Source organism: Streptomyces sp. CB01635 (assembly GCF_002803065.1).
Taxonomy (GTDB): Bacteria; Actinomycetota; Actinomycetes; order Streptomycetales; family Streptomycetaceae; genus Streptomyces.
This window is the reverse complement of the sequence record NZ_NNBL01000050.1, coordinates 1-25,585: the sequence shown is the minus strand read 5'-3', so window position 1 is coordinate 25,585 and position 25,585 is coordinate 1. Positions and strand designations below refer to the sequence as shown.

General features: G+C 69.9%; 23 protein-coding genes. 6 read left to right on the top strand and 17 right to left on the bottom strand.

Going from position 1 to position 25,585, the window contains the following annotated elements:
• On the top strand, positions 1–1,074 hold a 1,074-nt coding region (locus tag CG723_RS45380; protein ID WP_100599402.1), incomplete at its 5' end, for a DUF2637 domain-containing protein.
• 69 nt (positions 1,075–1,143) lie between these two features.
• Here the strand turns inward: CG723_RS45380 and lysS are convergent.
• A complete protein-coding gene (gene lysS / locus CG723_RS45375) occupies positions 1,144–2,889 on the bottom strand; it encodes a lysine--tRNA ligase (RefSeq protein ID WP_100599406.1) in 1,746 nt (581 codons plus the stop codon).
• A gap of 324 nt (positions 2,890–3,213) precedes the next feature.
• Here lysS and argS point away from each other — a divergent pair, with 324 nt between their 5' ends.
• Positions 3,214–4,980, top strand: a complete 1,767-nt coding sequence (argS, locus tag CG723_RS45370) for an arginine--tRNA ligase (protein ID WP_100599401.1) — start codon at positions 3,214–3,216, stop codon at positions 4,978–4,980.
• 111 nt (positions 4,981–5,091) lie between these two features.
• Here argS and CG723_RS45365 read toward each other — a convergent pair whose 3' ends face one another.
• Positions 5,092–6,360 carry a helix-turn-helix domain-containing protein gene (locus tag CG723_RS45365; RefSeq protein WP_100599400.1) on the bottom strand — a complete coding sequence of 423 codons (1,269 nt, stop codon included), beginning with the start codon at positions 6,358–6,360 and terminating at the stop codon, positions 5,092–5,094.
• A 173-nt stretch (positions 6,361–6,533) separates the two neighbouring features.
• Between CG723_RS45365 and CG723_RS45360 the strand changes: the two genes are divergently transcribed.
• A complete protein-coding gene (locus tag CG723_RS45360; RefSeq protein ID WP_324907888.1) occupies positions 6,534–7,265 on the top strand; it encodes a DUF4232 domain-containing protein in 732 nt (243 codons plus the stop codon).
• Positions 7,266–7,338: 73 nt separating this feature from the next.
• Here CG723_RS45360 and hemB read toward each other — a convergent pair whose 3' ends face one another.
• The 6 genes from hemB to CG723_RS45330 all read right to left on the bottom strand — a co-directional run bounded on the left by hemB (position 7,339) and on the right by CG723_RS45330 (position 13,770).
• On the bottom strand, positions 7,339–8,328 hold the full coding sequence (hemB, locus tag CG723_RS45355; RefSeq protein ID WP_100599399.1) for a porphobilinogen synthase: 990 nt from the start codon (positions 8,326–8,328) through the stop codon (positions 7,339–7,341).
• 53 nt (positions 8,329–8,381) lie between these two features.
• Positions 8,382–10,067 carry a uroporphyrinogen-III synthase gene (locus CG723_RS45350; RefSeq protein WP_100599398.1) on the bottom strand — a complete coding sequence of 562 codons (1,686 nt, stop codon included), beginning with the start codon at positions 10,065–10,067 and terminating at the stop codon, positions 8,382–8,384.
• Positions 10,064–11,023: a hydroxymethylbilane synthase gene (hemC, locus tag CG723_RS45345; RefSeq protein ID WP_100599397.1), complete on the bottom strand. Its 960-nt coding sequence runs from the start codon at positions 11,021–11,023 to the stop codon at positions 10,064–10,066. The genes CG723_RS45350 and hemC overlap by 4 nt, the downstream gene beginning before the upstream one ends.
• A complete protein-coding gene (locus tag CG723_RS45340; RefSeq protein WP_100599396.1) occupies positions 11,020–12,387 on the bottom strand; it encodes a glutamyl-tRNA reductase in 1,368 nt (455 codons plus the stop codon). The genes hemC and CG723_RS45340 overlap by 4 nt, the downstream gene beginning before the upstream one ends.
• Positions 12,384–13,154, bottom strand: a complete 771-nt coding sequence (locus CG723_RS45335; RefSeq protein WP_100599395.1) for a redox-sensing transcriptional repressor Rex — start codon at positions 13,152–13,154, stop codon at positions 12,384–12,386. The genes CG723_RS45340 and CG723_RS45335 overlap by 4 nt, the downstream gene beginning before the upstream one ends.
• Before the next feature lie 328 nt (positions 13,155–13,482).
• The gene (locus tag CG723_RS45330; RefSeq protein WP_100599394.1) at positions 13,483–13,770 is read right to left on the bottom strand and encodes a glutaredoxin family protein; all 288 of its coding nucleotides are present in this window, start codon (positions 13,768–13,770) and stop codon (positions 13,483–13,485) included.
• Positions 13,771–13,897: 127 nt separating this feature from the next.
• Here CG723_RS45330 and CG723_RS45325 point away from each other — a divergent pair, with 127 nt between their 5' ends.
• The 3 genes from CG723_RS45325 (at position 13,898) to CG723_RS45315 (ending at position 17,423) form a co-directional block, all read left to right on the top strand.
• Positions 13,898–14,842 (top strand): HAD family hydrolase, encoded by a 945-nt coding sequence (locus CG723_RS45325; RefSeq protein WP_100599393.1) that lies wholly within the window; start codon positions 13,898–13,900, stop codon positions 14,840–14,842.
• A gap of 326 nt (positions 14,843–15,168) precedes the next feature.
• Positions 15,169–15,960 (top strand): ECF subfamily RNA polymerase sigma factor, BldN family, encoded by a 792-nt coding sequence (locus CG723_RS45320; protein WP_100599392.1) that lies wholly within the window; start codon positions 15,169–15,171, stop codon positions 15,958–15,960.
• 257 nt (positions 15,961–16,217) lie between these two features.
• A complete protein-coding gene (locus CG723_RS45315) occupies positions 16,218–17,423 on the top strand; it encodes a DUF5667 domain-containing protein (RefSeq protein WP_100599391.1) in 1,206 nt (401 codons plus the stop codon).
• A 205-nt stretch (positions 17,424–17,628) separates the two neighbouring features.
• Here the strand turns inward: CG723_RS45315 and CG723_RS45310 are convergent, their stop codons facing one another.
• From CG723_RS45310 to CG723_RS45270, 9 genes are all read right to left on the bottom strand, one after another.
• On the bottom strand, positions 17,629–18,681 hold the full coding sequence (locus CG723_RS45310) for a lysophospholipid acyltransferase family protein (protein WP_100599390.1): 1,053 nt from the start codon (positions 18,679–18,681) through the stop codon (positions 17,629–17,631).
• Between the two features lie 14 nt (positions 18,682–18,695).
• Positions 18,696–19,757, bottom strand: a complete 1,062-nt coding sequence (locus tag CG723_RS45305; RefSeq protein WP_100599389.1) for an NAD-dependent epimerase/dehydratase family protein — start codon at positions 19,755–19,757, stop codon at positions 18,696–18,698.
• Positions 19,758–20,033: 276 nt separating this feature from the next.
• Positions 20,034–20,132, bottom strand: coding sequence for a 30S ribosomal protein bS22 (locus CG723_RS45300; protein ID WP_003948845.1), 99 nt, complete (start codon positions 20,130–20,132; stop codon positions 20,034–20,036).
• 120 nt (positions 20,133–20,252) lie between these two features.
• On the bottom strand, positions 20,253–20,465 hold the full coding sequence (locus tag CG723_RS45295; protein WP_159032723.1) for a helix-turn-helix domain-containing protein: 213 nt from the start codon (positions 20,463–20,465) through the stop codon (positions 20,253–20,255).
• Positions 20,466–20,594: 129 nt separating this feature from the next.
• Entirely contained in the window at positions 20,595–21,410 is an 816-nt protein-coding gene (locus CG723_RS45290) for a phosphatase (protein ID WP_100599387.1), read from the bottom strand.
• A gap of 99 nt (positions 21,411–21,509) precedes the next feature.
• Positions 21,510–22,685, bottom strand: coding sequence for an acetoin utilization protein AcuC (locus CG723_RS45285; protein ID WP_100599404.1), 1,176 nt, complete (start codon positions 22,683–22,685; stop codon positions 21,510–21,512).
• Positions 22,636–23,865: an MFS transporter gene (locus CG723_RS45280; RefSeq protein WP_100599386.1), complete on the bottom strand. Its 1,230-nt coding sequence runs from the start codon at positions 23,863–23,865 to the stop codon at positions 22,636–22,638. The genes CG723_RS45285 and CG723_RS45280 overlap by 50 nt, the downstream gene beginning before the upstream one ends.
• A 137-nt stretch (positions 23,866–24,002) precedes the next feature.
• Complete coding sequence (locus tag CG723_RS45275) at positions 24,003–24,731, bottom strand: VC0807 family protein (RefSeq protein WP_234374890.1); 729 nt, start codon at positions 24,729–24,731, stop codon at positions 24,003–24,005.
• A 136-nt stretch (positions 24,732–24,867) separates the two neighbouring features.
• On the bottom strand, positions 24,868–25,512 hold the full coding sequence (locus CG723_RS45270) for an HAD family hydrolase (protein WP_100599385.1): 645 nt from the start codon (positions 25,510–25,512) through the stop codon (positions 24,868–24,870).
• Between the last annotated feature and the right edge of the window lie 73 nt (positions 25,513–25,585).

Here is a 25,585-nt window from a genome sequence, read left to right as displayed (position 1 = left end):
CTCGCCCTGGACCTGCTGCTGACCTGGATCCGGATACCGTTCCCGCTGCTGCGCCAGACGGCGTGGCTGCTGACCGCCGCGACGATCGCGTTCAACGGCGCGGCCGCGTGGCCGGACCCGCTCGGCGTCGGCATGCACGCCGTCATCCCGATCCTGTTCGTCGTCTCGGTCGAGGCGGCGCGGCACGCGGTGGGCCGGATCGCCGACATCACGGCCGACAAGCACATGGAGGGCGTGCGCCTCACGCGCTGGCTGCTCTCCCCGCTGCCCACGTTCCTGCTGTGGCGCCGCATGAAGCTGTGGGAGCTGCGCAGTTACGAGGCCGTCATCAAGCTGGAGCAGGAGCGGCTCGTCTACCAGGCGCGGCTGCGGTCCCGCGTCGGCCGCGCCTGGCGCCGCAAGGCTCCCGTCGAGTCCCTGATGCCGCTGCGCCTGGCGCGCTACGGCGTCCCGCTCGCGGAGACCGCCCCCTCGGGCCTGGCCGCCGCCGGCATCGAGCCGGCGCTGCTGCCTCCGGCCCCGGCACCGGCCGCCCCCACTCCCGTTCCCGAGCTGGAGCGCCCCGCTCCGGCGGCCACCGGTCCGCAGCCGGCTCCGGTGGAGCCCGGGACGCCGGCCGAGGCCGCGGCCGCCGCTGCCGCTGCCGCCGGTGAGGAGTCGAGCCCGTGGTTCGCGCCCCCGCCGCAGACGATGTCGTACGACGGTGGCTACGACCCGACATACGACCCCGAGCAGCAGTACGAGCAGTGGTACGAGGAGCAGCCTCCGGCCGAGGCCTTCATCCCTGCGCAGTCGGTCCAGGAGCCGGAGTTTCCCGTTCCGTCCGGGCCCAACCGCACACGCCAGCTCGGTGAGGGGATCACGGAGACCGGCGACGCGGCGCCGAGCGACGAGGACCTCTACCAGGTGTTCCGGAAGTCGATAGACGGCGAAGGCGGCCCCACACCCGGCACGTTCCACGCGAACGTCGAGGCGACGTACGGGCTGAATCTGGAGCCGCGTGAACTGCAGCGCTACATGGAGGCGTTCATGCAGCGCCTGAACAGCGAGTTCATCGAGGACCACATCGCCTGACCCGCCGTATACGCGAAAGGGCCGCACCGGAGCATCCGGTGCGGCCCTTTCCCCATTTACGCGCCGAATTTACGCGCCGAGCAGCTTGCGCACCCGGTCCGCGCCCACGGCGAGCAGCAGCGTGGGCAGCCGCGGCCCGGTGTCACGGCCGACGAGCAGGTCGTACAGGAGCGCGAAGAACGACCGCTGGGCCGACTTGATCTCCGGCGGCAGCTCCTTCGGCGTCGCGTCCGGCGAGAAACCCGCCCGGACCTTCGGCACGCCGTAGACGAGGTGCGTCAGGCCGTCGAGGGACCAGTGCGAGTCCAGGCCGTCGAGGAGGAGCCGCAGCGACTCGCGGGCCTCGTCGTCGAGCGCGGCCAGCGCCTGCGTGTCCGGCTCTTCGCGCACCAGGGTGCGTGACTCGGCGGGCACGTACTTGCTGATCCACGTCTCGGCCCGGTCCAGCCTCGGCCGTACCTCGTCGAGCGCGGTGACCGGGTTCTCCGGGTCGAGCTCACTGAGGATGCGCAGCGTCTGGTCCTCGGCGCCGGCGGTGATGTCGGCGACGGAGGCCAGGGTGCGGTACGGCAACGGCCGCGGGGTGCGCGGCAGTTCACCGGCCGCCGTGCCCACGGCGCGCGTGTACGCGGCGGCGTCCGCCGGCAGGACGGGGCCGTCGGCGACCTTGGAGGCGAGCTTGTCCCACTCGTCGTAGAGCCGCTGGATCTCCTGGTCGAAGGCGATCTTGAACGACTGGTTGGGCCGGCGGCGGGCGTACAGCCAGCGCAGGAGCTGCGGCTCCATGATCTGGAGCGCGTCGGCCGGGGTCGGGACCCCGCCCTTGCTGGACGACATCTTCGCCATGCCGCTGATGCCGACGAACGCGTACATCGGGCCGATCGGCTGCTTGCCGCCGAAGATCCCGACGATCTGCCCGCCGACCTGGAACGACGAGCCCGGGGACGAGTGGTCGACACCGGACGGCTCGAAGATCACGCCCTCGAACGCCCAGCGCATCGGCCAGTCGACCTTCCAGACCAGCTTGCCGCGGTTGAACTCGCTCAGCCGGACCGTCTCGCTGTGGCCGTCGAGCGTGCAGGTGTAGGACAGCTCCGTCGTCTCGTCGTCGTACGACGTGACGGTGGTCAGGTCCTTGCCGCACTCGCCGCAGAACGGCTTGTACGGGTAGTAGCCGCCCGCGCCGCCGCTGCCGTCGTCCTCGTTCGCCGCGCCGGAGCCCTCGGCGGCCTCCAGCTCGGCCTCGTCGACCGGCTTCTGCTGCTTCTGCTGCTTCGGCGGGACCTTCTTGGTCCGGTACTGGTCGAGGATCGCGTCGATGTCGCCTCGGTGCTTCATCGCGTGCAGGATCTGCTCGCGGTAGACACCCGACGTGTACTGCTCGGTCTGGCTGATGCCGTCGAACTCGACGCCCAGGTCGGCGAGCGCCCCGGTCATCGCGGCCTTGAAGTGCTCCGCCCAGTTCGGGAACGCCGATCCGGCGGGCGCCGGGACCGACGTGAGCGGCTTGCCGATGTGATCGGCCCAGGACTCGTCGACGCCGGGGACACCGGCCGGCACCTTGCGGTACCGGTCGAAGTCGTCCCAGGAGATCAGATGCCGGACCTCGTACCCACGGCGGCGGACCTCGTCGGCGACCAGGTGCGGGGTCATGACCTCGCGCAGGTTCCCCAGGTGGATGGGGCCGGACGGGGAGAGTCCGGACGCGACGACGACCGGTTTGCCCGGGGCACGACGCTCCGACTCGGCAATGACCTCGTCCGCGTAACGGGAGACCCAGTCGGTGGTCTCTGTGCTCTGAGCCACGATCGGCACGTCCTTCTTCCTCATACGTGGTGTGCGTCAGGGACGCCTGACCGTTCCATTCTCCCAGCTGCGCCCCCATCCGCGAAAACCGCTTTTCACCGCGCCCCACCCGCCCCCGCCACCACCCGCCGCGCCCGCCCGCACTTCGTTGCCACAGCCACGAAACCGAGTCCTGTAACCGTCCTGTCGTAGGGGCCAGTCGGGAGCGCGGCAAGGTGTGAGCGACCGAGTGCACGAGCTCGGCCGCCCACGACCGAGAAGGTGAACGCGTGGGATACTGGGGCCTCTGTATCTGCAGAAATCCCGGAACCCGAGCAGAACGGCACCTCACCCATGGCCTCGGTCACGTCCCTCACCGCTTCCGTCCACCAGCGTCTCGCGGACGCCCTCTCGGCTGCCCTGCCGGAGGCCGGCGCCGCCGACCCGCTGCTGCGACGAAGTGACCGGGCCGACTTCCAGGCCAACGGGATCCTGGCCCTCGCGAAGAAGGCGAAGGCGAACCCGCGCGAGCTCGCCGCGACCGTCCTGGACGCCCTCCCGGCCAACGACGTGATCAAGGACGTCGAGGTCTCGGGCCCCGGCTTCCTGAACATCACGATCGCCGACAAGGCCATCATCGAGACCCTGGCCGCCCGCGCCGCCGACGACCGCCTCGGCGTGCCGCTCCAGCAGGACGCGGGCACGACGGTCGTCGACTACGCCCAGCCGAACGTGGCGAAGGAGATGCACGTCGGCCACCTGCGCTCCGCCGTGATCGGCGCCGCGATGGTCGAGATCCTGGAGTTCACCGGCGAGAAGGTCGTCCGGCGCCACCACATCGGCGACTGGGGCACCCAGTTCGGCATGCTCATCCAGTACCTCCTCGAGCACCCGCACGAGCTGGACCACGAGGGCGGCAAGGAGGACGGCGAGGCGGCCATGTCGTCGCTGAACCGGCTCTACAAGGCCTCGCGCGCGCTCTTCGACTCCGACGAGGAGTTCAAGGCCCGCTCGCGGGACCGCGTCGTGGCCCTCCAGGCCGGGGACGCGGAGACCCTCGCCCTGTGGCAGCGGTTCGTCGACGAGTCGAAGATCTACTTCTACTCGGTCTTCAACAAGCTCGACATGCAGATCGACGACCCGGACGTGGTCGGCGAGTCCGGCTACAACGACATGCTCGAGGAGACCTGCCGGATCCTGGAGGAGTCGGGCGTCGCGGTCCGCTCCGAGGGTGCGCTGTGCGTCTTCTTCGACGACGTCCTGGGCCCCGACGGCAACAAGGTCCCCCTGATCGTCAAGAAGTCGAACGGCGGCTACGGCTACGCCGCCACCGACCTCTCCGCGATCCGGGACCGCGTCCAGAACCTCAAGGCGTCGACGCTCCTGTACGTCGTGGACGCCCGGCAGTCGCTGCACTTCAAGATGGTCTTCGAGACGGCCCGCCGCGCCGGCTGGCTGAACGAGGACGTGAAGGCGCACCAGCTGGCCTTCGGCACCGTCCTCGGCAAGGACGGCAAGCCGTTCAAGACCCGTGAGGGCGAGACGGTGCGCCTGGTGGACCTCCTCGACGAGGCGATCGACCGGGCCACGGCCGTCGTGCGCGAGAAGGCGGAGAAGGTGGGCCTGGCCGAGGAGGAGATCGTCGAGAACGGCACGTACGTCGGCATCGGCGCGGTCAAGTACGCCGACCTGTCGACCTCCGCCGTGCGCGACTACAAGTTCGACCTGGACCAGATGGTGTCGCTGAACGGCGACACGAGCGTGTACCTCCAGTACGCGTACGCCCGTATCCGGTCGATCTTCGGCAAGGCGGGCGACCGCAGGCCCGTCGCGCACCCGGAGCTCGAACTGGCCCCGGCGGAGCGGGCGCTCGGCCTGCACCTGGACCAGTTCGGCGAGATGCTGGCCGAGGTCGCGTCGTCGTACGAGCCGCACAAGCTGGCCGCGTACCTGTACCAGCTGGCGTCCCTGTACACGACGTTCTACGACCAGTGCCCGGTCGTGAAGCCCGCGCCCGCGCCGGAGGTCGCCGAGAACCGGCTGTTCCTGTGCGACCTGACGGCCCGCACGCTGCACCAGGGCATGGCGCTCCTGGGCATCAGGACGCCCGAGCGCCTCTGACCCGGCCTCGGCCTTCCGATAACCGGTGGCCCGATACGACGACTGAGTCCGATACGACGGCTGTGCCCCGCCGGAACTCTCCGGCGGGGCACAGCCGTTCGGGCGCGGCGGCTATCCGTCGACGCGCTCGCCCCAGCTGCCCGCCCCGATCGGGTAGTCGTAGCCGGGACGGCCGACGTCGGCGCTGGTGCGGAAGGCCCGCCCCTGGTTGTCGATCTTCAGGACACCGTGGCGGGAGCCGCTCGACCACTTCAGCTCCAGGACCCAACTGACGTCGTGGGCCTTGGCGTTCGCCTTGATGTAGAAGACCTCGGGGTCGCTCTCACTGACCTTGTACGGGAAGTCGCGCTGCCCGTTCCTCGGCGCCGAGACCGGGCGGGGCACGTCGAGATCCACGCCGAACGACTTCGTTTCCACGTTGCCCCCGCAGCCCACGCCCATCGAGTAGTCGTTCCACGCGAGCGGCGCACCGGACTTCATGACGCGGACGTCCAGGTCCTCAAGAACCACGGTGTCACTGCCGGTCCCCTGAACGGTGAGCTTGATGAGCTGCTCCCCCGACGCGACCGCACCGAGCACGCCGACCCAGTTCGGGGCGTCCTGTTCGAGGGGCGGCGGGGGCACCTTGACCGGCGGCCGGTCGATCAGGAAGTGCTGGCTGCACGGACTCTCGTAGACGTACGGCGTGGTGGCGACGGTCAGCGGGGTACCGGTGCCTTCACCTGCCGCCGGGGCGGACGGGGTGCCGAGCGCGTCACCGGCCGGGTTGTCACTGCGGGACGGGCTCGCGGAAGGCTTGCGCTCGTGGCCCGCCGACGGGGACGCCTTGCCCGACGGGTCCGCGGAGCGCGCTCCCGGCGTGGCGGACGAGGTGGCCCCGGCGTGGTCCTTCCGGTCTCCGCCGCCGTCACCACCACCGTCTCCGGCGAGGTGCACGGCGAACGCGCCGGCTCCCCCGGCCACGACGACGGCAAGAGCGGCGGCGAGCACGACCACGCGCCGGGAGCGGCGCCTCTCGGGGGCGGGTACGGGCTCCGCATCGGGCACGGGCGCCACTGGTTCCACCGCCACGGCCACCGGATCCACCGCTACGGCAGCCGGCTCCTCCGATGCCGCCGCCGGCTTCGTCCTGCGCGCCGCGTCCGCGAGGACCCACAGCCGGTGCAGCTCGACGAGCTCCTCGGGACCGGCCTTGCACAGCCGCGCCAGCCGCTCGACCGGCGCGTAGTCGACCGGCACCGCGTCCCCGTTGCAGTACCGGTGCAGCGTCGACGTACTCATGTGCAGCCGCTTCGCGAGTACGCCATAACTCAGCCCCGAGCGCTCCTTCAGCCCTCGCAGCAGCGCCGCGAACTCGGCCGTCGCGTCAACATCCGCCACCGTTCCCCACCCCCCTCATCCCAGTCCGGCGTTCCAGGGCACGGTCGTTTCCCCAGGTCAGAGCCGGTACGAACGTTCCAGCGTCCCAAGTGGTCCTGCGGTGCTGGCGATTGGGACGGATCACCGCACAAGCTCTGGTCATCCAAGCACGCCGCTTCCGAAGGGGATCACCAGTGTCCATCGCCGCACCCACCCGCTCCCGTGTCCGCCTCCTCACGGCCGCCGCCACGGTCGCCCTGGCCGCACTCTCCCTGACCGCCTGCAACAACGGGGACGGGGTCCGCGACGAGGGCGCCTCGCAGCACCCCTCGAACTCGGTGCCGGCCGACGGCGACAACGGCAAGGACGCGAACGCCGGATCGACGACGGGCTCCGGCACAGGCACCGGCACGAGCTCCGGCACCGGAAGTACCGCCACCACCAAGCCGAAGCCCCAGCCCGCCTCCACCGGCAAGAACAACCCCACCGCCTCCACCGCCCGCGTCACGTGCAACGGCTCCACGGTCAAGGTCGCCGCCCAGTCCGTCTCGCGCCCCATCAACCACATGCTCCTGACGGTGACCAACACCGGCTCGAAGCGGTGCGACCTGTACGGCTACCCGGCCGTCCGCTTCGGCGAGGCCCAGGCGGTCCCGCCGGTGATCGACGACTCGCAGCCGCAGGCGGTGGTGTCCCTGTCGCCGGGCCGGTCCGCCTATGCGGGCGTCGCACTCTCCGGCGGCGACGACGGCGGCGGTTCCAACGGGCGTACGGAGAACACACTTGAGGTGTTCTTCCAGGGCCGCAACACGAACGACGGCGGCCCCGGCGCCAAGGCCGCGCTGCCCGCGAAGGGCGTCTACATCGACGACTCGCTCAAGGTCACCTACTGGCAGCAGTCGATGAGCGACGCCCTGAGCTGGTAAGCGGGAGAACGAAAAAAGCTGCCCCGCCGGTCAAGTACCGGCGGGGCAGCGGGAGTTCAGGCGTCGCGCGCGGTCACAGGCCGCGTGCGACCTCCGTCGCCCAGTACGTGAGGATCATATTCGCGCCGGCCCGCTTGATGCCGAGGAGCGTCTCCAGGATGGCCCGGTCACGCTCGATCCAGCCGCGCTGAGCGGCGGCCTCGATCATCGCGTACTCGCCGCTGATCTGGTACGCGGCCACCGGCACGTCCACCGACTCGGCGACCTTGGCGAGGATGTCGAGGTAGGGTCCGGCCGGCTTGACCATCACCATGTCGGCGCCCTCCTCGAGGTCGAGCGCCAGCTCCCGCAGGGACTCCCGCACGTTGGCCGGGTCCTGCTGGTACGTCTTGCGGTCGCCGGTCAGCGACGAACCGACGGCCTCGCGGAACGGCCCGTAGAACGCCGACGAATACTTCGCGGTGTAGGCGAGGATCGAGACGTCCTCCTTGCCGATGGTGTCGAGCGCGTCGCGGACGACCCCGACCTGCCCGTCCATCATGCCGCTGGGGCCCACGACATGGGCGCCCGCGTCGGCCTGGACCTGCGCCATCTCCGCGTACCGCTCCAGCGTCGCGTCGTTGTCGACGCGCCCCTCGGCGTCCAGGACACCGCAGTGCCCGTGGTCCGTGAACTCGTCGAGGCACAGGTCGGACATGACGATGAGGTCGTCGCCGACCTCGGCGCGCACGTCGCGCAGCGCCACCTGGAGGATGCCGTCGGGGTCCGTACCGGCCGTCCCGAGGGCGTCCTTCTTCGCGTCGTCCGGTACGCCGAAGAGCATGATCCCGGAGACCCCGGCCTCCAGCGCCTCGACGGCCGCCTTCTTCAGGGTGTCCCTGGTGTGCTGCACGACACCGGGCATGGACCCGATGGCGACCGGCTCGCTGATGCCCTCCCGCACGAACGCGGGAAGGATCAGGTCGGCCGGGTGCAGCCGCGTCTCCGCGACCATGCGCCGCATGGCGGGGGTGGTGCGCAGCCGCCGCGGCCGCGCACCCGGGAAGGATCCGTACTCAGTCACACCAACACTCCACGTCGATCTGTACGCCGGGCTGCGCCCACGGCCGCTCGGCCCTACGGTGCCGCCCGACGTCTCCGGGCCCCGGGCCGCCGCTCGCTCGGCCGGGACACAGGATCCCCCGCCTCGAGCGCGGCGGTACGCCGCCGCGCACCGAAGTCGGCCAGCGCCTGCGCCAGCCGGTGCACCGACGGCTCCGGGGACATCACGTCCACGCGCAGCCCGTGCTCCTCGGCGGTCTTGGCCGTCGCGGGGCCGATGCACGCGATCACCGTCACGTTGTGCGGCTTCCCGGCGATACCCACCAGGTTCCGCACGGTCGACGACGACGTGAACAGCACGGCGTCGAACCCGCCGCCCTTGATCGCCTCGCGCGTCTCCGCCGGCGGCGGCGACGCACGCACCGTCCGGTAGGCGGTCACGTCGTCGACCTCCCACCCGAGTTCGATGAGCCCGGCGACGAGCGTCTCGGTGGCGATGTCTGCGCGCGGCAGGAAGACACGGTCGATCGGGTCGAAGACCGGGTCGTACGGCGGCCAGTCCTCGAGGAGACCGGCGGCGGACTGCTCACCGCTCGGCACGAGGTCGGGCTTCACACCGAACGCGACGAGCGCGGCGGCGGTCTGCTCGCCCACCGCGGCGACCTTGATCCCGGCGAAGGCACGGGCGTCGAGCCCGTACTCCTCGAACTTCTCGCGCACGGCCTTGACCGCGTTCACCGAGGTGAAGGCGATCCACTCGTAGCGTCCGGTGACGAGGCCCTTGACCGCGCGCTCCATCTGCTGGGGCGTGCGCGGCGGTTCGACCGCGATCGTCGGCACCTCGTGCGGCACGGCGCCGTACGAGCTGAGCTGGTCGGAGAGCGACGCCGCCTGCTCCTTGGTCCGCGGTACGAGCACCTTCCAGCCGAACAGCGGCTTGGACTCGAACCACGAGAGCTGGTCGCGCTGGGCGGCCGCGGAACGCTCGCCGACCACGGCTATGACGGGGCGACCGCCCTCCGGGGAGGGCAGCACCTTCGCCTGCTTGAAGGTCTGGGCGATCGTGCCGAGCGTCGCGGACCAGGTCCGCTGGCGCGTCGTCGTACCGGCGACCGTGACGGTCAGCGGGGTGTCCGGCTTGCGGCCCGCCGCGACCAGCTCGCCGGCGGCCGCTGCCACCGCGTCGAGCGTCGTCGAGACGACGACCGTGCCGTCGGACGCGCCGACCTCGGTCCAGCAGCGCTCGGAGGCGGTGCGGGCGTCGACGAACCGCACGTCCGCGCCCTGCGCGTCCCGCAGCGGAACACCGGCGTACGCGGGCACACCGACAGCCGCCGCGATGCCGGGCACGACCTCGAAGGAGACCCCGTCGGCCGCGCAGGCCAGCATCTCCCCGGCCGCGTAGGTGTCGAGTCCGGGGTCGCCGCTGACGGCACGTACGACCCGCTTGCCGCCCCGCGCGGCCTCCATGACAAGATTGGCGCAGTCCCTCAACGCGGGGACCACGGCGGCAGTTGACGCATCGTCAGCAGCCGCCTGCCCGGGTGCGCCCGGGATCTCCGCGCCGAGGACGGTCACGCCCGCCTTCGCGTGCGTGCGGACGACGTCGAGCACTTCGGGCTCGGCGATCAGCACATCCGCTCGGGCGAGCGCCTCCACGGCGCGCAGCGTCAGTAGTCCTGGATCTCCGGGACCGGCACCGAGGAAGGTGACGTGCCCGGTTGCCCAGGTGGCCGAAGGGTCAGAGGTGGTGGGGCTCAAAGTGCTCGCTCCCCCATCAGACCGGCCGCGCCCTTGGCGAGCATCTCGGCAGCGAGTTCGCGACCGAGCGCCAGCGCCTGGTCTTCCGTCTCGGGCACGGGACCGGTGGTGGACAGCTGCACCAGCGCGGAGCCGTCGGTCGTACCGACGACACCCCGCAGGCGCATTTCGTTGGCAATCTGCCCGTCGGCCAGCAGGTCGGCCAGGGCACCCACAGGTGCACTGCAGCCGGCCTCCAGGGCGGCGAGCAGGGATCGCTCGGCGGTCACGGCGACTCGCGTGAACGAGTCGTCGAGCTCTCCGAGCATGGCGGCGAGGTCCGCGTTCGACGCGGAGCACTCGACCGCCAGTGCCCCCTGGCCGGGGGCGGGAAGAACAGTGTCGACCGCGAGGAAGTCCGTCACTTCCCCGATGCGGCCGATCCGGTTCAGTCCGGCGGCGGCGAGCACGACGGCGTCGAGCTCCCCGTTGTGCACGTAACCGACGCGGGTGTCGATGTTCCCGCGGATCGGCACGGTCTCTATGTGCATGCCGTGGCTGCGCGCGTACGCGTTCAGCTGCGACATGCGGCGCGGCGCACCGGTACCGATGCGCGCTCCGTCGGGGAGCTGCGCGAAGGTCAGCCCGTCGCGGGCGACGAGTACGTCGCGCGGGTCCTCGCGCAGCGGCACGGCCGCCAGCGTGAGGTCCGGGTGGGGCGTGGTCGGCAGGTCCTTGAGGGAGTGCACGGCGAAGTCGACGTCACCGCGCAGCAGCGCCTCGCGCAGCGCCACGACGAACACGCCGGTACCGCCGATCTGCGCCAGCTGCTCGCGGGACGTGTCCCCGTACGTGGTGATCTCGACCAGCTCGACGGGCCGTCCCGTCACCTGCCGTACGGCCTCAGCCACGCGCCCCGACTGGGCCATGGCGAGCTTGCTGCGCCTGGTCCCGAGCCTGAGTGCCCTGTCCGTCATGATGCCCGGCCTCGATTCTTGGCTACCGGCTCGTTCAGCTCGTTCAGATCGGCCCGCGAGACGGCGGCCACCGCCTCCGGGTCGAGGTCGAAAAGGGTCCGCAGCGCGTCCGCGTACCCGGCACCGCCGGGCTCGGCGGCCAGCTGCTTGACCCGTACGGTCGGTGCGTGCAGGAGCTTGTCCACCACGCGCCGCACGGTCTGGGTGATCTCCGCGCGCTGCTTCTCGTCGAGCTCCGGCAGGCGCCCGTCGAGCCGCGCGATCTCGCCGGTGACCACGTCGGCGGCCATCGCGCGCAGGGCGACGACGGTCGGCGTGATGGTCGCGGCGCGCTGAGCGGCGCCGAACGCGGCGACCTCGTCGGAGACGATGCCCCGCACCTGGTCCACGTCGGCGGCCATCGGCGCGTCGGCCGAGGCCTCGGCGAGGGACTCGATGTCGACGAAGCGCACGCCGCCGATGCGGTGCGCGGCGCCGTCGATGTCACGCGGCATCGCGAGGTCGAGCAGCGCGAGGCCGCCCGTACGTCCCTCGGTGGCGCGCAGGATCTCGGCCTCGCTCAGCACCAGTCCGGTCGCTCCGGTGCAGGAGACGACGACATCGGCACGTGTCAGTTCGTCGCCGACGGCGTCCATGGGAACCGCGCGCGCGGCCACTCCGGTGCCGCCGGGCTCGCTCAGGATCTGCGCGAGCCGCTCGGCGCGCTCCAGCGTGCGGTTGGCGACGACGATCTCGGCGACACCGGCGCGCGCGAGCGTCGCCGCGGCCAGCGAGGACATCGAGCCCGCGCCGATCACCAGCGCACGCTTGTCCTTGGCCCATACATCTACAGGGCGCCCGACGGCCAGCTGCTCCAGACCGAACGTGACCAGGGACTGACCGGCACGGTCGATCCCGGTCTCCGAGTGGGCCCGCTTGCCGACCCGCAGGGCCTGCTGGAACAGGTCGTTGAGGAGGCGGCCCGCGGTGTGCAGCTCCTGGGAGCGCGCGAGGCCGTCCTTGATCTGGCCGAGGATCTGGCCCTCGCCCACGACCATCGAGTCCAGCCCGCATGCCACCGAGAACAGGTGGTGAACGGCCCGGTCCTCGTAGTGCACATAAAGATAAGGAGTGAGCTCCTCGAGACCGACGCCGCTGTGCTGGGCGAGCAGCGTCGAGAGCTCGGCGACACCCGCGTGGAACTTGTCCACGTCGGCGTACAGCTCGATGCGGTTGCACGTCGAGAGCACCGAGGCCTCGGCGGCGGGCTCCGCGGCGAGCGTGTCCTGGAGCAGCTTCGCCTGGGCGTCCGCGGAGAGCGCGGCGCGCTCGAGGACGCTCACGGGAGCGCTGCGGTGGCTCAGGCCTACGACGAGGAGACTCATGCCGGCATCACGGCGGGGACATCCCCGTCGGGTCCCTTGCGGGCCGGCTTCGCCGCGGCGGCCGGGGGCTCGGCGCCGGCCTCGTCCACCGTGTCGTCCTGGCCCTCGCCGGCCTTGCGCTGCTCGTGGAAGGCGAGGATCTGGAGCTCGATGGAGAGGTCGACCTTGCGCACGTCGACGCCGTCCGGCACGGACAGGACGGTCGGCGCGAAGTTGAGGATCGAGGTGACACCGGCGGCGACGAGCCGGTCGCAGACCTGCTGGGCCGCGCCCGCGGGCGTCGCGATGACGCCGATGGAGACGCCGTTGTCGTCGATGATCTTCTCGAGGTCGTCGGCGTGCTGCACGGCCATGCCCGCGACGGACTTGCCGGTCATCGCCGGGTCGGCGTCGATCAGGGCGGCGACACGGAAGCCACGCGAGGCGAAGCCGCCGTAATTGGCCAGAGCGGCGCCGAGGTTACCGATACCGACCATCACGATCGGCCAGTCCTGGGTGAGGCCGAGCTCGCGGGAGATCTGGTAGACGAGGTACTCGACGTCGTAACCCACACCGCGGGTGCCGTAGGAGCCGAGGTACGAGAAGTCCTTGCGCAGCTTCGCGGAATTGACCCCCGCGGCGGCCGCGAGCTCCTCGGAGGAGACCGTGGGAACCGAGCGCTCCGACAGGCCGGTGAGGGCCCGGAGGTACAGCGGAAGGCGGGCGACGGTGGCCTCGGGAATCCCTCGGCTGCGGGTCGCCGGTCGGTGAGTTCGGCCAGTTGCCACGGTGCTCCTGCGGGTAGAGCGGGGCTGCGGGCGGTCGTACGTCCCAGGACCGCCCCGTCGAATGCAGGCTATGTCTTTGTGAACGCGTGCACAAAGATGGTGTCCGATTTGCCCGGGCAACGTGACCGGGGTCACGCGCCCCTGGTGCGCGCATATGGAACCGGCGCGCGAGCCGCTTCGCTGCCTGCATGAAGGGGGCAAAACCGTACACTCTCCTCTACGATCCGCGCCCCCGAGACCAAACCGCCCCCGATCCTAGGCGACTTTCCGGACCACTTGGACTGCTCAGTCAGTGACGGTCGCTACTCGCGCGCGGACCACTGACGCCTCAGCCCGTCAGTGCCCGTCGAAGTCGATCTTCGTTCACCTTCCAGAAGTCATGCTGTGCTCCGTCCACGAGCACCACGGGGATCTGCTCCCAGTACAAGCGGTACAGCTCCTCGTCCTGGTTGATGTCCTTCTTCTCCCAGGACGCACCGAGCTCGCCGCACACCTTCTCGATCACCTCCTGCGCGTCGTCACACAGATGGCAGCCGGGCTTCCCGACCAGGGTGACCAGACGCTCCTCGGGGTTCTTCTTCTCGCTCCGGCGAAAAATGGGGCTCATACCGGCCATTCTCGCTCCGCCGACGCCTCCTGACGCACCTCTCCCGCCAGTTGTTTAACGACTCGGTCGCGGAGAGTTCACAACGCCGAATCCTCACGACTCCGGAACCACCGAACAGACTGGCTATGCTCACGACATGGCCGCTCTCGGATGGCTCACACCCCGTAGGCGCTCCGCCACCGCGCGGAGCGTATTGGCTGGCGAGGCCTCGGCCGAGGCCGCCCGCAAGTCGTCGCAGGAGCTGGAACAGCTCGGCGAGGCGACACAGCCCGATGAAGGCACCCCGGAAACGGAGTTCCCTGTCGTCGGCGACGAAAAGGCCGCCGCCTTCTTCGACCTCGACAACACCGTCATGCAGGGCGCCGCGATCTTCCACTTCGGCCGCGGCCTCTACAAACGGAAGTTCTTCCAGCGCCGCGAACTGGTCAAGTTCGGCTGGCAGCAGGCCTGGTTCAGGATCGCCGGGGTCGAGGACCCCGAGCACATGCAGGACGCACGCGACAGCGCGCTGTCCATCGTCAAGGGCCACCGTGTCGCCGAGCTGATGTCCATCGGCGAGGAGATCTACGACGAGTACATGGCCGAGCGCATCTGGCCCGGCACCCGCGCCCTCGCCCAGGCCCACCTGGACGCGGGCCAGAAGGTGTGGCTCGTCACCGCCGCCCCCGTGGAAACCGCGACGATCATCGCCCGCCGCCTCGGCCTGACCGGCGCCCTCGGCACGGTCGCCGAGTCCGTCGGCGGCGTCTACACGGGCAAGCTCGTCGGCGAACCCCTGCACGGCCCGGCGAAGGCCGAGGCCGTCCGCGCCCTCGCCGCCGCCGAGGGCCTCGACCTGGGCCGCTGCGCCGCGTACAGCGACTCGCACAACGACATCCCGATGCTGTCGCTCGTAGGACATCCGTACGCGATCAATCCGGACACCAAACTGCGCAAGCACGCACGCGAACGTGACTGGCGGCTGCGCGACTACCGCACGGGCCGCAAGGCCGCGAAGGTCGGCATCCCGGCCGCGGCGGGAGTCGGCGCACTGGCCGGCGGCACGGCCGCCGCGGTGGCCCTGCACCGCCGTCGCCGCTGACCCGCGGCGCTCCCGGGCTCGAGCGCCAATCGCATCCCCTTACCCCCGCACGGCTCCCGCCAGTCCCGTTGGTTCAACTCGGCCACAACACGCCCCGCGCTCAGACGGAACATGACCTAATCCGATCAACAAGCGGTCACTCTCCGGCACTTGAACCGACTCCGTTCAGTTACGGAAGCGACGTAATCGGTGATTTGAGCAACTGGGTGTAGCGCTCCCTGCACGAAGCGTTATTCTCCTCAGACGCAAACCGGTACCCACACGTCAACACGACGAGTGAACGGTCCCGCACTGCACGTGATGGAAGCTCTGCCTCTGGGAGTCCCGTGTACCCACACGTCGGGGTTGACGCCTCGGGCCTGGCTACGCTGCGCGCAACGGTCTCCGACCGCTTGCGCGGCTTCGTCCCCACCGCGTACGCCGTCCCCGCCCTCGCCGTCGCGGCACCCGCCGCGAACGGCCCTACCGGTCCTTGCTATGCCCTGGCTGACGGGAGCACCACGGTCGGAAGACGAGCCCGATCCGGTTCCGCCGGTACGTCCACCGCACGCCGCCCCGCCGCGGACAGCGACAGCGCCCGCATGATGGATCTCGTCGAGCGCGCCCAGGCGGGCGAGGCCGACGCGTTCGGCCGTCTCTACGACCAGTACAGCGACACCGTCTACCGCTACATCTACTACCGCGTCGGCGGGAAGGCGACGGCCGAGGATCTCACCAGCGAGACCTTCCTGCGGGCCCTGCGCCGCATCGGCACCTTCACCTGGCAGGGGCGCGACTTCGGCGCCTGGCTGGTCACGATCGCGCGGAACCTGGTCGCCGACCACTTCAAGTCGAGCCGATTCCGCCTCGAAGTGACCACCGGCGAAATGCTCGACGCGAACGAGGTCGAGCGCAGCCCGGAGGACTCCGTCCTCGAATCCCTGTCGAACGCGGCCCTGCTCGACGCGGTGCACCGGCTCAACCCCCAGCAGCAGGAGTGCGTGACCCTGCGCTTCCTGCAGGGTCTCTCGGTCGCCGAGACCGCCAAGGTCATGGGCAAGAACGAGGGCGCGATCAAGACCCTCCAGTACCGCGCCGTACGCACTCTGGCGCGCCTGCTCCCGGACGACGCCCGTTAGCGACCGGTGGGGCCCACCCCACCCGCCACGGCGTTCCGTAGCCGTCAACTCACCTTCTGTGAGGGGCAGATGGGATCGCGGTCCGATCATCCGCCGTCCGTAACCCAAGTGCCGCGTCGCTCGTTATGCGGGATGCAGGCTCCCTGTGGTCACTCCCCGACTGCTTCCACTCACTCGATCGTGTGGAAGTACTCAGGGTGTGCAACCCTCAGGACCCCCTGGGGAGTCGACCGTCATGACGAGAGGAGGTGCCGCCAGTGATCGCGAACGTATCGGCACACCGGCGGGCGAACGCCTTCGCCCAGGCCCTGGAGGAGCAGTCCGACCGGGAAGCGGCGGCCGTACAGCAGGAAGAGCCCCCCGCCGAACAAGGCGAGCAGGGCAAGCTGTTGGCGCTGGTGACCGGGCTGGACGAACTTCCCAAGCCTGAGCTTGACCCCGAGGTCAAGGTGGTTCAACGAGCCCAGCTCGTGGCCGCCATGGAGGCCATGCTGCTCGAGGGCACGGCTGCGGGGGGTGCGGGGCCAGGCCCTTCCGTGCCCGAGCAGCGCGCGCGCAAGGGCGCTCACCGGGCGAGCCCGCTGCGGAAGTTGCGACCCCGCTCACGCCTGTCCAAGGGCATCGCGGCCGGCGGCCTCACCGTCGGTGTCGCCGCGGGAGCCTTCGGCGGCGTCGCCGCTGCCAGCTCCGACGCCCTCCCCGGTGACCATCTATACGGACTGAAACGCGGGATGGAGGACCTGAAACTCGGCATGGCCGACGGCGACTCCGACCGCGGCCGGATCTATCTCGACCAGGCCTCCACCCGCCTCAGCGAAGCGCGCCGGCTCATGGAGCGCGGCCGCAGCGGACAGCTCGACCACGAGTCCCTCGGCGAAGTCAGGCGCACGCTCTCCGGCGTCCAGTACGACGCCTCCGAGGGCCACCGCTTGCTCCTCGAGGCCTACCGCAGGGACGGCTCGCTCAGCCCCATCCAGGCCCTGTCGTCGTTCACCCAGTCCCACCGTGAGAACTGGGACGCGCTGCGCGACCGCCTGCCCGTCCAGCTCGGCGACGTGGGCGCGCAGGTCAGCTCGGTCTTCGACGCCATAGACCAAGAGGTCGACCCGCTGCGGTCCCTGCTCCCGCAGCCCCCCGAGCAGGACGGCCGCAGCGGCGGCCAGCCCGGCGTCCACGACCGGACGCCCGGCTCCTCCGGCAACGACCGCTCCACCCCGACGGCCGGCGGGGCGTCGGGCGCCCACCAGGACAGCTCGGGCAAACCCCGGCCGTCCTCCTCCGGCACCCACGACGACGGCCTCCTCGACGACACCACCGGCGGCCTCCTCGACCCGCCCAAGGACGACACCAGCCCCACCCCGTCCGAAGGCAGACACACCACCCCGAAGCCCGACGTCACGCTCCCGCCCCTCCTCCCAGGCCTGCTGCCCGGCCTGGGAATCGACAGCGAGGACGAGGACTAGTCACTTCGTCACGTGTTACGTGAAGGGGGCGGCCACCGGATCCGGTGGCCGCCCCCTTCACGTAACTCCTTGGCGGAACTCTCAGAAGAACACAGACCGCCGCTGGACGAGCAGCTTGGCCCCACCGTCTGCCGCCCTCGCACCACTCCGCGGGCTTCGCACGCCTGCGCCGGCCTCCGTCCGACGGCCTGCACAGCAGCCGGCGTCAGAAGAACACAGACCGCCGCTGCACGAGCAGCTTGTACAGCGTGTGCTGGATCTGCTCCCGCACCTGGTCCGTCAGGTTGAACATCAGCATCGGGTCCTCGGCCGCCTCCGGCGGGAAGCCGTCCGTCGGGATCGGCTCGCCGAACTGGATCGTCCACTTCGTCGGCAGCGGCACCGCACCCAACGGCCCGAGCCATGGAAACGTCGGCGTGATCGGGAAGTACGGGAAGCCAAGGAGCCGTGCCAGCGTCTTCGCGTTGCCGATCATCGGGTAGATCTCCTCCGCCCCGACGATCGAGCACGGCACGATCGGCGTCCCGGCGCGCAACGCCGTCGAGACGAACCCGCCACGCCCGAACCGCTGGAGCTTGTACCGCTCACTGAACGGCTTGCCGATGCCCTTGAACCCCTCCGGCATCACCCCGACCAGCTCGCCCTGCTCCAGGAGCCGCTGCGCGTCCTCCGCACAGGCCAGCGTGTGGCCGGCCTTGCGCGCCAGCTCGTTGACCACCGGCAGCATGAACACCAGGTCCGCGGCCAGGAGCCGCAGATGCCGGTTCTGCGGATGGTTGTCGTGCACGGCGACCTGCATCATCACGCCGTCCAGCGGCAGCGTCCCCGAGTGATTGGCGACGATCAGGGCACCGCCGTCCGCCGGGATGTTCTCGATGCCCTTCACCTCGACCCGGAAGTACTTCTCGTACAGGGGCCGCACCAGGGACATCAGGACCTGGTCGGTGAGTTCCTTGTCGTAGCCGAACTCGTCGACGTCGTAATCGCCCGTCAGGCGCCGCCGCAGGAACGCGAGGCCGCCCGCGATGCGCCGGTCCAGGCCACCGCCGGCCTGCGGCCGCTCCCGCGGCTCCGGCTCCCGCGCGGCGGCGGGCGGTGTCGGCTCGTGGTCCTGCTGCTCGGGCAGCGGCGCGACCTCGCGTACGGCCGCGGGCTCGCCCTTGCGCCGGACACTCGCGCCACGTCGGCGCGGAACCACCTTGCCGGCGCCGGTGCGCGAGCGGTCGTCGTCGAACGGAATGACCTTGGCATCCGCCATCGTTGATGCGCTCCTCAGCTGGCGCTCTGCGTCGGGGGGTGACCGCCGCCCAGGAAGGGCAGCGAGGCGAGCCGGTCGACGGCCCCCGCGAGGGCCTCCGGCGGCAGGAGTCCGGGCCCGCGGCCCCGGACGAACTCCGCGAAGGTCTCCGCCGTCGTGTACTCGGGCCGATAGCCCAGCGTCTCGCGCATCTGGACCGTCGACACGACCCGCCCGTGCGTGAGCAGCCTGATCTGCTCGGGCGAGAAGTCCGTCGCGCCCAGCGTACGCAGGGCCGATCCCACCCAGGTCACGGCCGGCAGGAACACCGGCACCGTCGGCCGCCCCAGTCGGCGCGAGCACTGCGACAGGAGCAGCACCCCGTCACCGGCGACATTGAACGTGCCGCTGTTGAGCGTCCCCCGCGCCGGCTCGTGCGACGCGATCCGCAGCACCTCGATGACATCGTCCTCGTGCACGAACTGGAGCCGCGGGTCATAGCCGAGGACGGTCGGCAGGACCGGCAGCGAGAAGTACTCGGCGAGCGGCGAATCGGCGGCGGGACCGAGGATGTTCGCGAACCGCAGCACGCACACCGCGACATCGGGCCGGCGCCGGGCGAACCCGCGCACATACCCCTCGACCTCCACGGTGTCCTTGGCGAAGCCGCCGCTGGGCAGCGACTTGGGCGGCGTCGTCTCGGTGAACACGGCCGGGTCGCGCGGCGCGGACCCGTACACGTTCGTACTGGACTTCACCACGAGTCGCTTGACCGCCGGCGCCTTCTGGCAGGCACCGAGCAGCTGCATCGTGCCGATGACGTTGGTCTCCTTGACGGAGCCCCGGCCGCCGCTGGCCAGCGGGGTACCCGTGACGTCCAGGTGGACGACCGTGTCGACGGAGTGCTCCGCGAGCAGCCGGGCGATCGCGGGCTGCCTTATGTCCGCCTGGAGAAACTCGGCACCCCCGAGATGATGCGCGGGGGCCACCGCGTCCACGCCGATCACCCGGTCCACCTCGGGATCACGCTGGATGCGTCGTACGAAACGGCCCCCGAGCTGCCGGGCCACCCCGGTCACGAGCACGACCTTGCCCAAGATCAGCGCCTACCTTCCGTCGCCGCCCTGCCGCGCCCCAGTTCCGCACCGCCTGGCTCTCGCCGCCACGTTAGCGGTTCGATGTTGCGCTGTGATGACCGCGCGATGCAGGAAGTGACGACAGCCACAGACGTACGTACAGACCGAGGTCGCCGGGACGTGGCCCTACGTTCCCACACGAGCCCGCGAAAGGGGCCCCATAAGGGCCGTGGAACGACTGTGGCCCCTCCACCGGACGGTGGAGGGGCCACAGAGCGCGCTTGATGCAGCGGTCGCCTACTTCTTGTTGCGACGCTGCACGCGGGTGCGCTTCAGCAGCTTGCGGTGCTTCTTCTTGGCCATCCGCTTACGCCGCTTCTTAATAACAGAGCCCACGACTACCCTCGCTCACTTCTCTTCACTCGGTGCGGGGCGTCTGGGCCCACACGACCTACGTCGGCCTAGCCTACCCGGCCCAGCGCTGAGCCTGTAATCGAGGGATCCCGGAGGATGCCGTCAGGCTGTCTCCACCCCCACGTAGGACTCGCGGAGGTACTCGTGAACCGCTTGTTCCGGGACTCGGAAAGACCTTCCGACCCGGATCGCGGGCAGATGACCACTGTGCACCAGCCGGTACACGGTCATCTTCGAGACTCGCATCACCGAGGCGACTTCCGCCACGGTCAGGAACTGCACCTCGTTCAGAGGCCTACTCTCACCAGCAGCCATGACACACCTGAACCTTCCGCACTCGACGGCCACCGGCTTCCCCTTCCGGTGACTCAACGTCGTTGCGTGCTCACTCCCCAGACTAGGGGCGTGTGGTGCGAGTGGGGAAGAGGAGCAGCGGATGGTCGCCTACTGTGACAGACACGCTCGATTGAGTACATAGCGAGTAAGCGGTCGGTAGTAATCAGACCGCACAGCGTCATCAAGCGGAACGACTACGGACACCTGTCCCTCGGCCTCCCCCACGAACAACGCGGGGTCATCCGTATCCGCGAGCCCGATGGCGTCGAACCCCAACTGACCTGCACCGCAGACCCATCCATGGTCGCCCACGACCAGCTCCGGCAGCAGCCCGCCGGCCTGCGCGGCGGCCGCCAGCACCGTGCGAACCGGGAGGGGTGAGTGGGTATGTGCGCCGGTCTCACTCCCGGGCTCACGCGCGCCGGGTTCCCGCACCAGCGCGACTCCACGGACGTAGTCGAGGTCGTACGTACGTAGGCCGAACCGGGTCGTTATGTCGACACTCTCACCCTGCGCGGGGGTGAGGACGGGACATCCCGCCGCCGACAGGGCGTCCGCCAACGCGGCGTAGAAACCGAGGAGTCGATGCGGGTGACCCGTCCCGAAAAGCACCGGGACGCGACCCCGCGCAGCCTCACCGAGCCGCTTCGCGAACGCGTCGAGCGCCGCCAGCGTCCGCTCCGGGTCGATCACGTCACACCCCGAGGTGTCCCCCGGATCGCCCGACACCCCGCACTTGTCGGCCATCAAGGCGAGCAGATCCCGCTGACCCCAGCTCCACTCGGGGTCGAGGCCCAGAAGTATCCGGGGATCCCTGGCCGCGAAGAGCCGATAGCTGCGCAGACTCACCTCACGGGAGGTCGCCACGGGTCCGGCCAGACGGGCAGCCAGCAGATGCGCACGCAGCGCTCCGGTGCTCAACACCCGTGTGATGCTGGCGCATTGGGGCCCTTGCCACCCCTAAAACCCCGAAAACACCCCACACTTGGCGTAACGCCCGTACCCTCACCGGCCACCACGCTGCTACGGCAACAGCCCCCGCAGCGGGAACACCGAACGCCGCGTCGCAAGAACCGCCTGGTCGAGCCGGTCCGCCGGGTCGTACCCCGCCTCCCACTCCTTGTACGAGACCGGCCACCGCCCGTCCGTCATCCGCGTCGGAGCCAACTGCCGCGTCCTGGCGAACGCTTCCTGCCGCCAGCTCTCCGGAATCACCGTCTCGGGCGCCACCTCGTGCCCCGCGGCGATCCCCACCAGGTGCGACCAGGACCGCGGCACCACATCCACCACCGCGTACCCGCCACCGCCCAGCGCGACCCAACGCCCGTCCGCATGCTCGTGCGCCAACTCATGGCAGGCGACCTGAACGGCCCGCTGCGCGTCGAGCGACACCGCCAGATGCGCCAACGGGTCCTCGAAATGCGTATCGGCCCCGTGCTGTGTCACCAGGACCTGCGGCCTGAACTCCGCCAGCAGCTCAGGCACGACGGCATGAAAAGCCCGCAGCCACCCCGCGTCCCCGGTCCCCGCCGGCAGCGCCACATTGACCGCCGACCCCTCCGCCGGACCGTCGGCCCCTGTCTCCTCCGGCCACCCGGTCTGCGGAAACAGCGTCCGCGGATGCTCGTGCAGCGAAATGGTGAGCACCCGCGGGTCGTCCCAGAACGCCGCCTGTACGCCGTCCCCGTGATGCACGTCCACATCCACGTACGCGACCCGCTCGGCGCCCAGCTCAAGGAGACGAGCGACGGCCAGTGCCGCGTCGTTGTAGATGCAGAACCCGGCAGCGCCCCCGGGCATCGCATGGTGCAGCCCGCCCGCGAAGTTCACCGCATGGAGCGCCTCACCCCGCCAGACGGCCTCCGCCGCGCCCACGGACTGCCCTGCGATCAGCGCCGACACATCGTGCATACCGGCGAAGGCCGGATCATCGACCGTCCCCAGCCCATAGGCCCCGTCCGCCGAAGCCGGATCGGCGGACGCGGCCTTGACCGCCTCCACATAGTCCTCGCGGTGCACGAGCCGCAGCGTCGACTCACCCGCCCGCTTGGCTGCGACGACGTCCACCTCACGGTCGAGCCCAAGAGCCCCGACGAGACTTCTCGTCAGGGCCAGCCGGACCGGATCCATCGGGTGATCCGGGCCGAAGTCATAGCCCGTTACTGCCTCGTCCCACATCAGCTGTGCGCGGCCGCTCATGCCCGTCACCGTATCGGTCCGCTCCAGGGGCGAAAGAACGGGCGTACACGAGTGTCACGAGCACCAACACCATGGGAACGAGCATCGCCCCCCGGTAGTTCCACGCATCGCCCAGAGCGCCCACAAGGGGCGAACCGATCAGAAATCCCACGTAGTTGAAGACATTCAGCCGCGCGATCGCCGAATCCGAAGCGTTCGGACCGTAATTCTCAAAAGCGTGCCTGCCGGCAGCGGCGAACGTCTGCGGCACGATCACACACAACCCGAGCCCCAGCAGCGTGAACCCGAGCATCCCCACCCAGGGCCCCGGCGCCACCGCCACGACCGCGAACCCGAGCGCCGCCACCACGGCCCCGAACCGCACCACCACGACCGCTCCGAACCGCCGCACCCCAAGATCCCCGAGCGCCCGCCCCACCAGCGTCATCACCATGTAGACGTTGTACGGAACCGTCGACAGCTGCTCCGAACTCCCCAGCACGTCCTGGAGGTACTTCGCACTCCAGTTGGAGACCGTCGAGTCCCCGATGTACGCGAACGTCATCACCAGACACAGCGGCAACAGCAGCTTGAACACCACCGGGCCACCCGCGGCGCCCTGCGCACCCTCACCGGCACCGCTCTCCCCGTCGACGTACCAGCGACTCCCCACGAACGCCGCCGGCAACAGCAACACCACCACCGGCAGATACGACACGAACAGCGACAGGTCCCAGTGCGCCCCCACCCACGCGAGCGACGCCCCCACGATCCCGCCCAGGCTGTACGCCGCGTGAAACCCGAGCATGATGCTGCGCCCGTACGCCCTCTGCAGGCTCACCCCGAGCATGTTCATGGACGCGTCAAGCGCACCCACCGCGAGCCCGAACGCCCCCAGCGCCAGGGCCACTTGCCACAGCGAGTCCCCCGCCCCGACCCCGAGCAGCGCCAGCAGCACGACCGGTTGCGACCACCGCAGGACCCGACTGGGCCGTACCCGCTTGACCAGCTTCTCGGTACACACGCTCCCGACCCCGGCCAGGATCGGCACCGCCGCGAGAAAGACGGGCAACAGCCCATCAGATATGCCGTACTGATCCTGAATCGCCGGTATTCGAGTCACCAGGAGCGCGAACGCGGCACCCTGCACAAGGAAACTGAACGCCAGCGAACCTCTGCCACGCCGCAGCACTTCTGTCATGGCCGCACAGCGTATGCGCCAGATCTACCGGTGGGTAGACGGATCTCGATGCATCTCGAACGAAAGTTCCCGGCCGCCGTCAACGGGCGACCGGGATGAAGTGTGAGCTGCGGAGGTGCCGGGGGTACCAGAGGGGGTCAGGCAACTCGCTCCACCTCACCCCGCCGACTCACCAACTCCTCCTCGACCATCCGCTCCATCGGCCCCACAGCCAGACGCCCACTGACCCGGAAGGCCAGGACCACGGCGCCCGCCATGATCACATTGCCGAGCCAGACCATCGTGCCGACCGGCAACGTGTACGCCCCCACGATCCGCACCACGCACTCGGTGACCAGCGCCAGACCCCACACCGCCGTGAACATCCGCTCGGCCCGCACGAAGCGACCCGGCCCCGCCGACAGCCGCTCCCAGGCCCCAGTCCGCTCGGCATCCCCCTTCGTCACGAAGGGCCTGAGCGCGGACGTGAGGAGCGGCTTGCCGGCCACGACCGACACCAGCATCGAGATGCCCACGGCACTGCTGATCCCACTGTCCTTGGCCAGCATGAGCCGAGGGTCACCCGTCACCGTGCTCAGCAGCAGCCCCACCATGTTCACGACGAGGATGACCCCGGCCAGCACATTGAGCCGCCGCTCCCGCAGCACCCCCCACACGGTCCGCAGCGCCGGCAGCACACTGCTCCACCCCAGGGCGGCCAGCGTGCTCATGCCGAACCCCTTGCTCAGCACGTAGTACGAGGCCATCGGCACGACCACGTCCACGACCAGCGGCCTGAGGCTTCCCAGGAGGGCCGCACGGTCGCTCTGCGCGGCGGCGGCCGTCTCAGCGGACTTGACCGGTGTCTGTGCAACGAGCTGGCTCATGATCGGGTTCCCTCCGTCGTCACTGCGTACGTCCCGTTCTCGATGTACTCAGCTTCGTGGAGGACCCCCACCGCCCAACAGAAACGATCGTCCGGAGCTCGCGGTGACAAATGTCAGGGCGGACCGTACGGAGATGTCATGCCAGCAGGTCAGGCAACTCCCGCATGTCACCGAACAGTTCGGTGGCCGCACTCAACCGGCTCCCGGGCGTCATGGCCGTGAACCCGTACACGTCCATCCCGGCAGCCATAGCGGCCTGGACGCCGAGCGGACTGTCCTCCACGACCGCGCACCTCTCCGGCGCCACACCCATACGCTGGGCCGCGTACAGGAAGAGATCCGGCGCCGGCTTCCCTCGCCCGACGTCCTGCGAACTGAAGATCCGCCCGTTGTCGAACCACTTGTCGTGCCCGGTCTTGCGATGCCCGACGCGGATCCGCTCATGACTCCCCGAGGACGCCACGCAGTACGGCACTCCATCGGCGGCCAGCTTCTCCAGGACCTCCCCCGCCCCGGGCACGGGTTCCAGCTCCCGCTCGAAGGCGGCGAATACCCGCCCGTGAAAAACCTCGTCGAAGTCCTCGGGAAGCCGCTGCCCGGTCCGCTCCTCGACAAGATCGTGTACGCGGTGCATGGCGGCGCCCATGTAATCCCTAAGGGATTCCTCGTACGAGGTGGGATGCCCGAGTTCGGTGAGATAGCCGGCGAGAAGCTTGTTGGAAATCGGCTCACTGTCGACGAGAACGCCGTCATTGTCGAAGATGACCAGGTCGTATCGCATAGCTCGACTCTAAACGCAGAAAACCCCCGTAACAGGATTCTCATCCGTTACGGGGGTTTTCTTCAAAAATAGT

Excerpts from the sequence above, each read along its gene's own strand:
- CG723_RS45285 (WP_100599404.1), bottom strand. The coding sequence starts at position 22,685 with ATGAGCGGCCGCGCACAGCTGATGTGGGACGAGGCAGTAACGGGCTAT.
- hemC (WP_100599397.1), bottom strand. The coding sequence starts at position 11,023 with ATGACGGACAGGGCACTCAGGCTCGGGACCAGGCGCAGCAAGCTCGCC.
- argS (WP_100599401.1), top strand. The coding sequence starts at position 3,214 with ATGGCCTCGGTCACGTCCCTCACCGCTTCCGTCCACCAGCGTCTCGCG.
- CG723_RS45280 (WP_100599386.1), bottom strand. The coding sequence starts at position 23,865 with ATGACAGAAGTGCTGCGGCGTGGCAGAGGTTCGCTGGCGTTCAGTTTC.
- CG723_RS45310 (WP_100599390.1), bottom strand. The coding sequence starts at position 18,681 with ATGGCGGATGCCAAGGTCATTCCGTTCGACGACGACCGCTCGCGCACC.
- CG723_RS45295 (WP_159032723.1), bottom strand. The coding sequence starts at position 20,465 with ATGGCTGCTGGTGAGAGTAGGCCTCTGAACGAGGTGCAGTTCCTGACC.
- CG723_RS45275 (WP_234374890.1), bottom strand. The coding sequence starts at position 24,731 with ATGAGCCAGCTCGTTGCACAGACACCGGTCAAGTCCGCTGAGACGGCC.
- CG723_RS45330 (WP_100599394.1), bottom strand. The coding sequence starts at position 13,770 with ATGGCCGGTATGAGCCCCATTTTTCGCCGGAGCGAGAAGAAGAACCCC.
- CG723_RS45325 (WP_100599393.1), top strand. The coding sequence starts at position 13,898 with ATGGCCGCTCTCGGATGGCTCACACCCCGTAGGCGCTCCGCCACCGCG.
- CG723_RS45270 (WP_100599385.1), bottom strand. The coding sequence starts at position 25,512 with ATGCGATACGACCTGGTCATCTTCGACAATGACGGCGTTCTCGTCGAC.
- CG723_RS45340 (WP_100599396.1), bottom strand. The coding sequence starts at position 12,387 with ATGAGTCTCCTCGTCGTAGGCCTGAGCCACCGCAGCGCTCCCGTGAGC.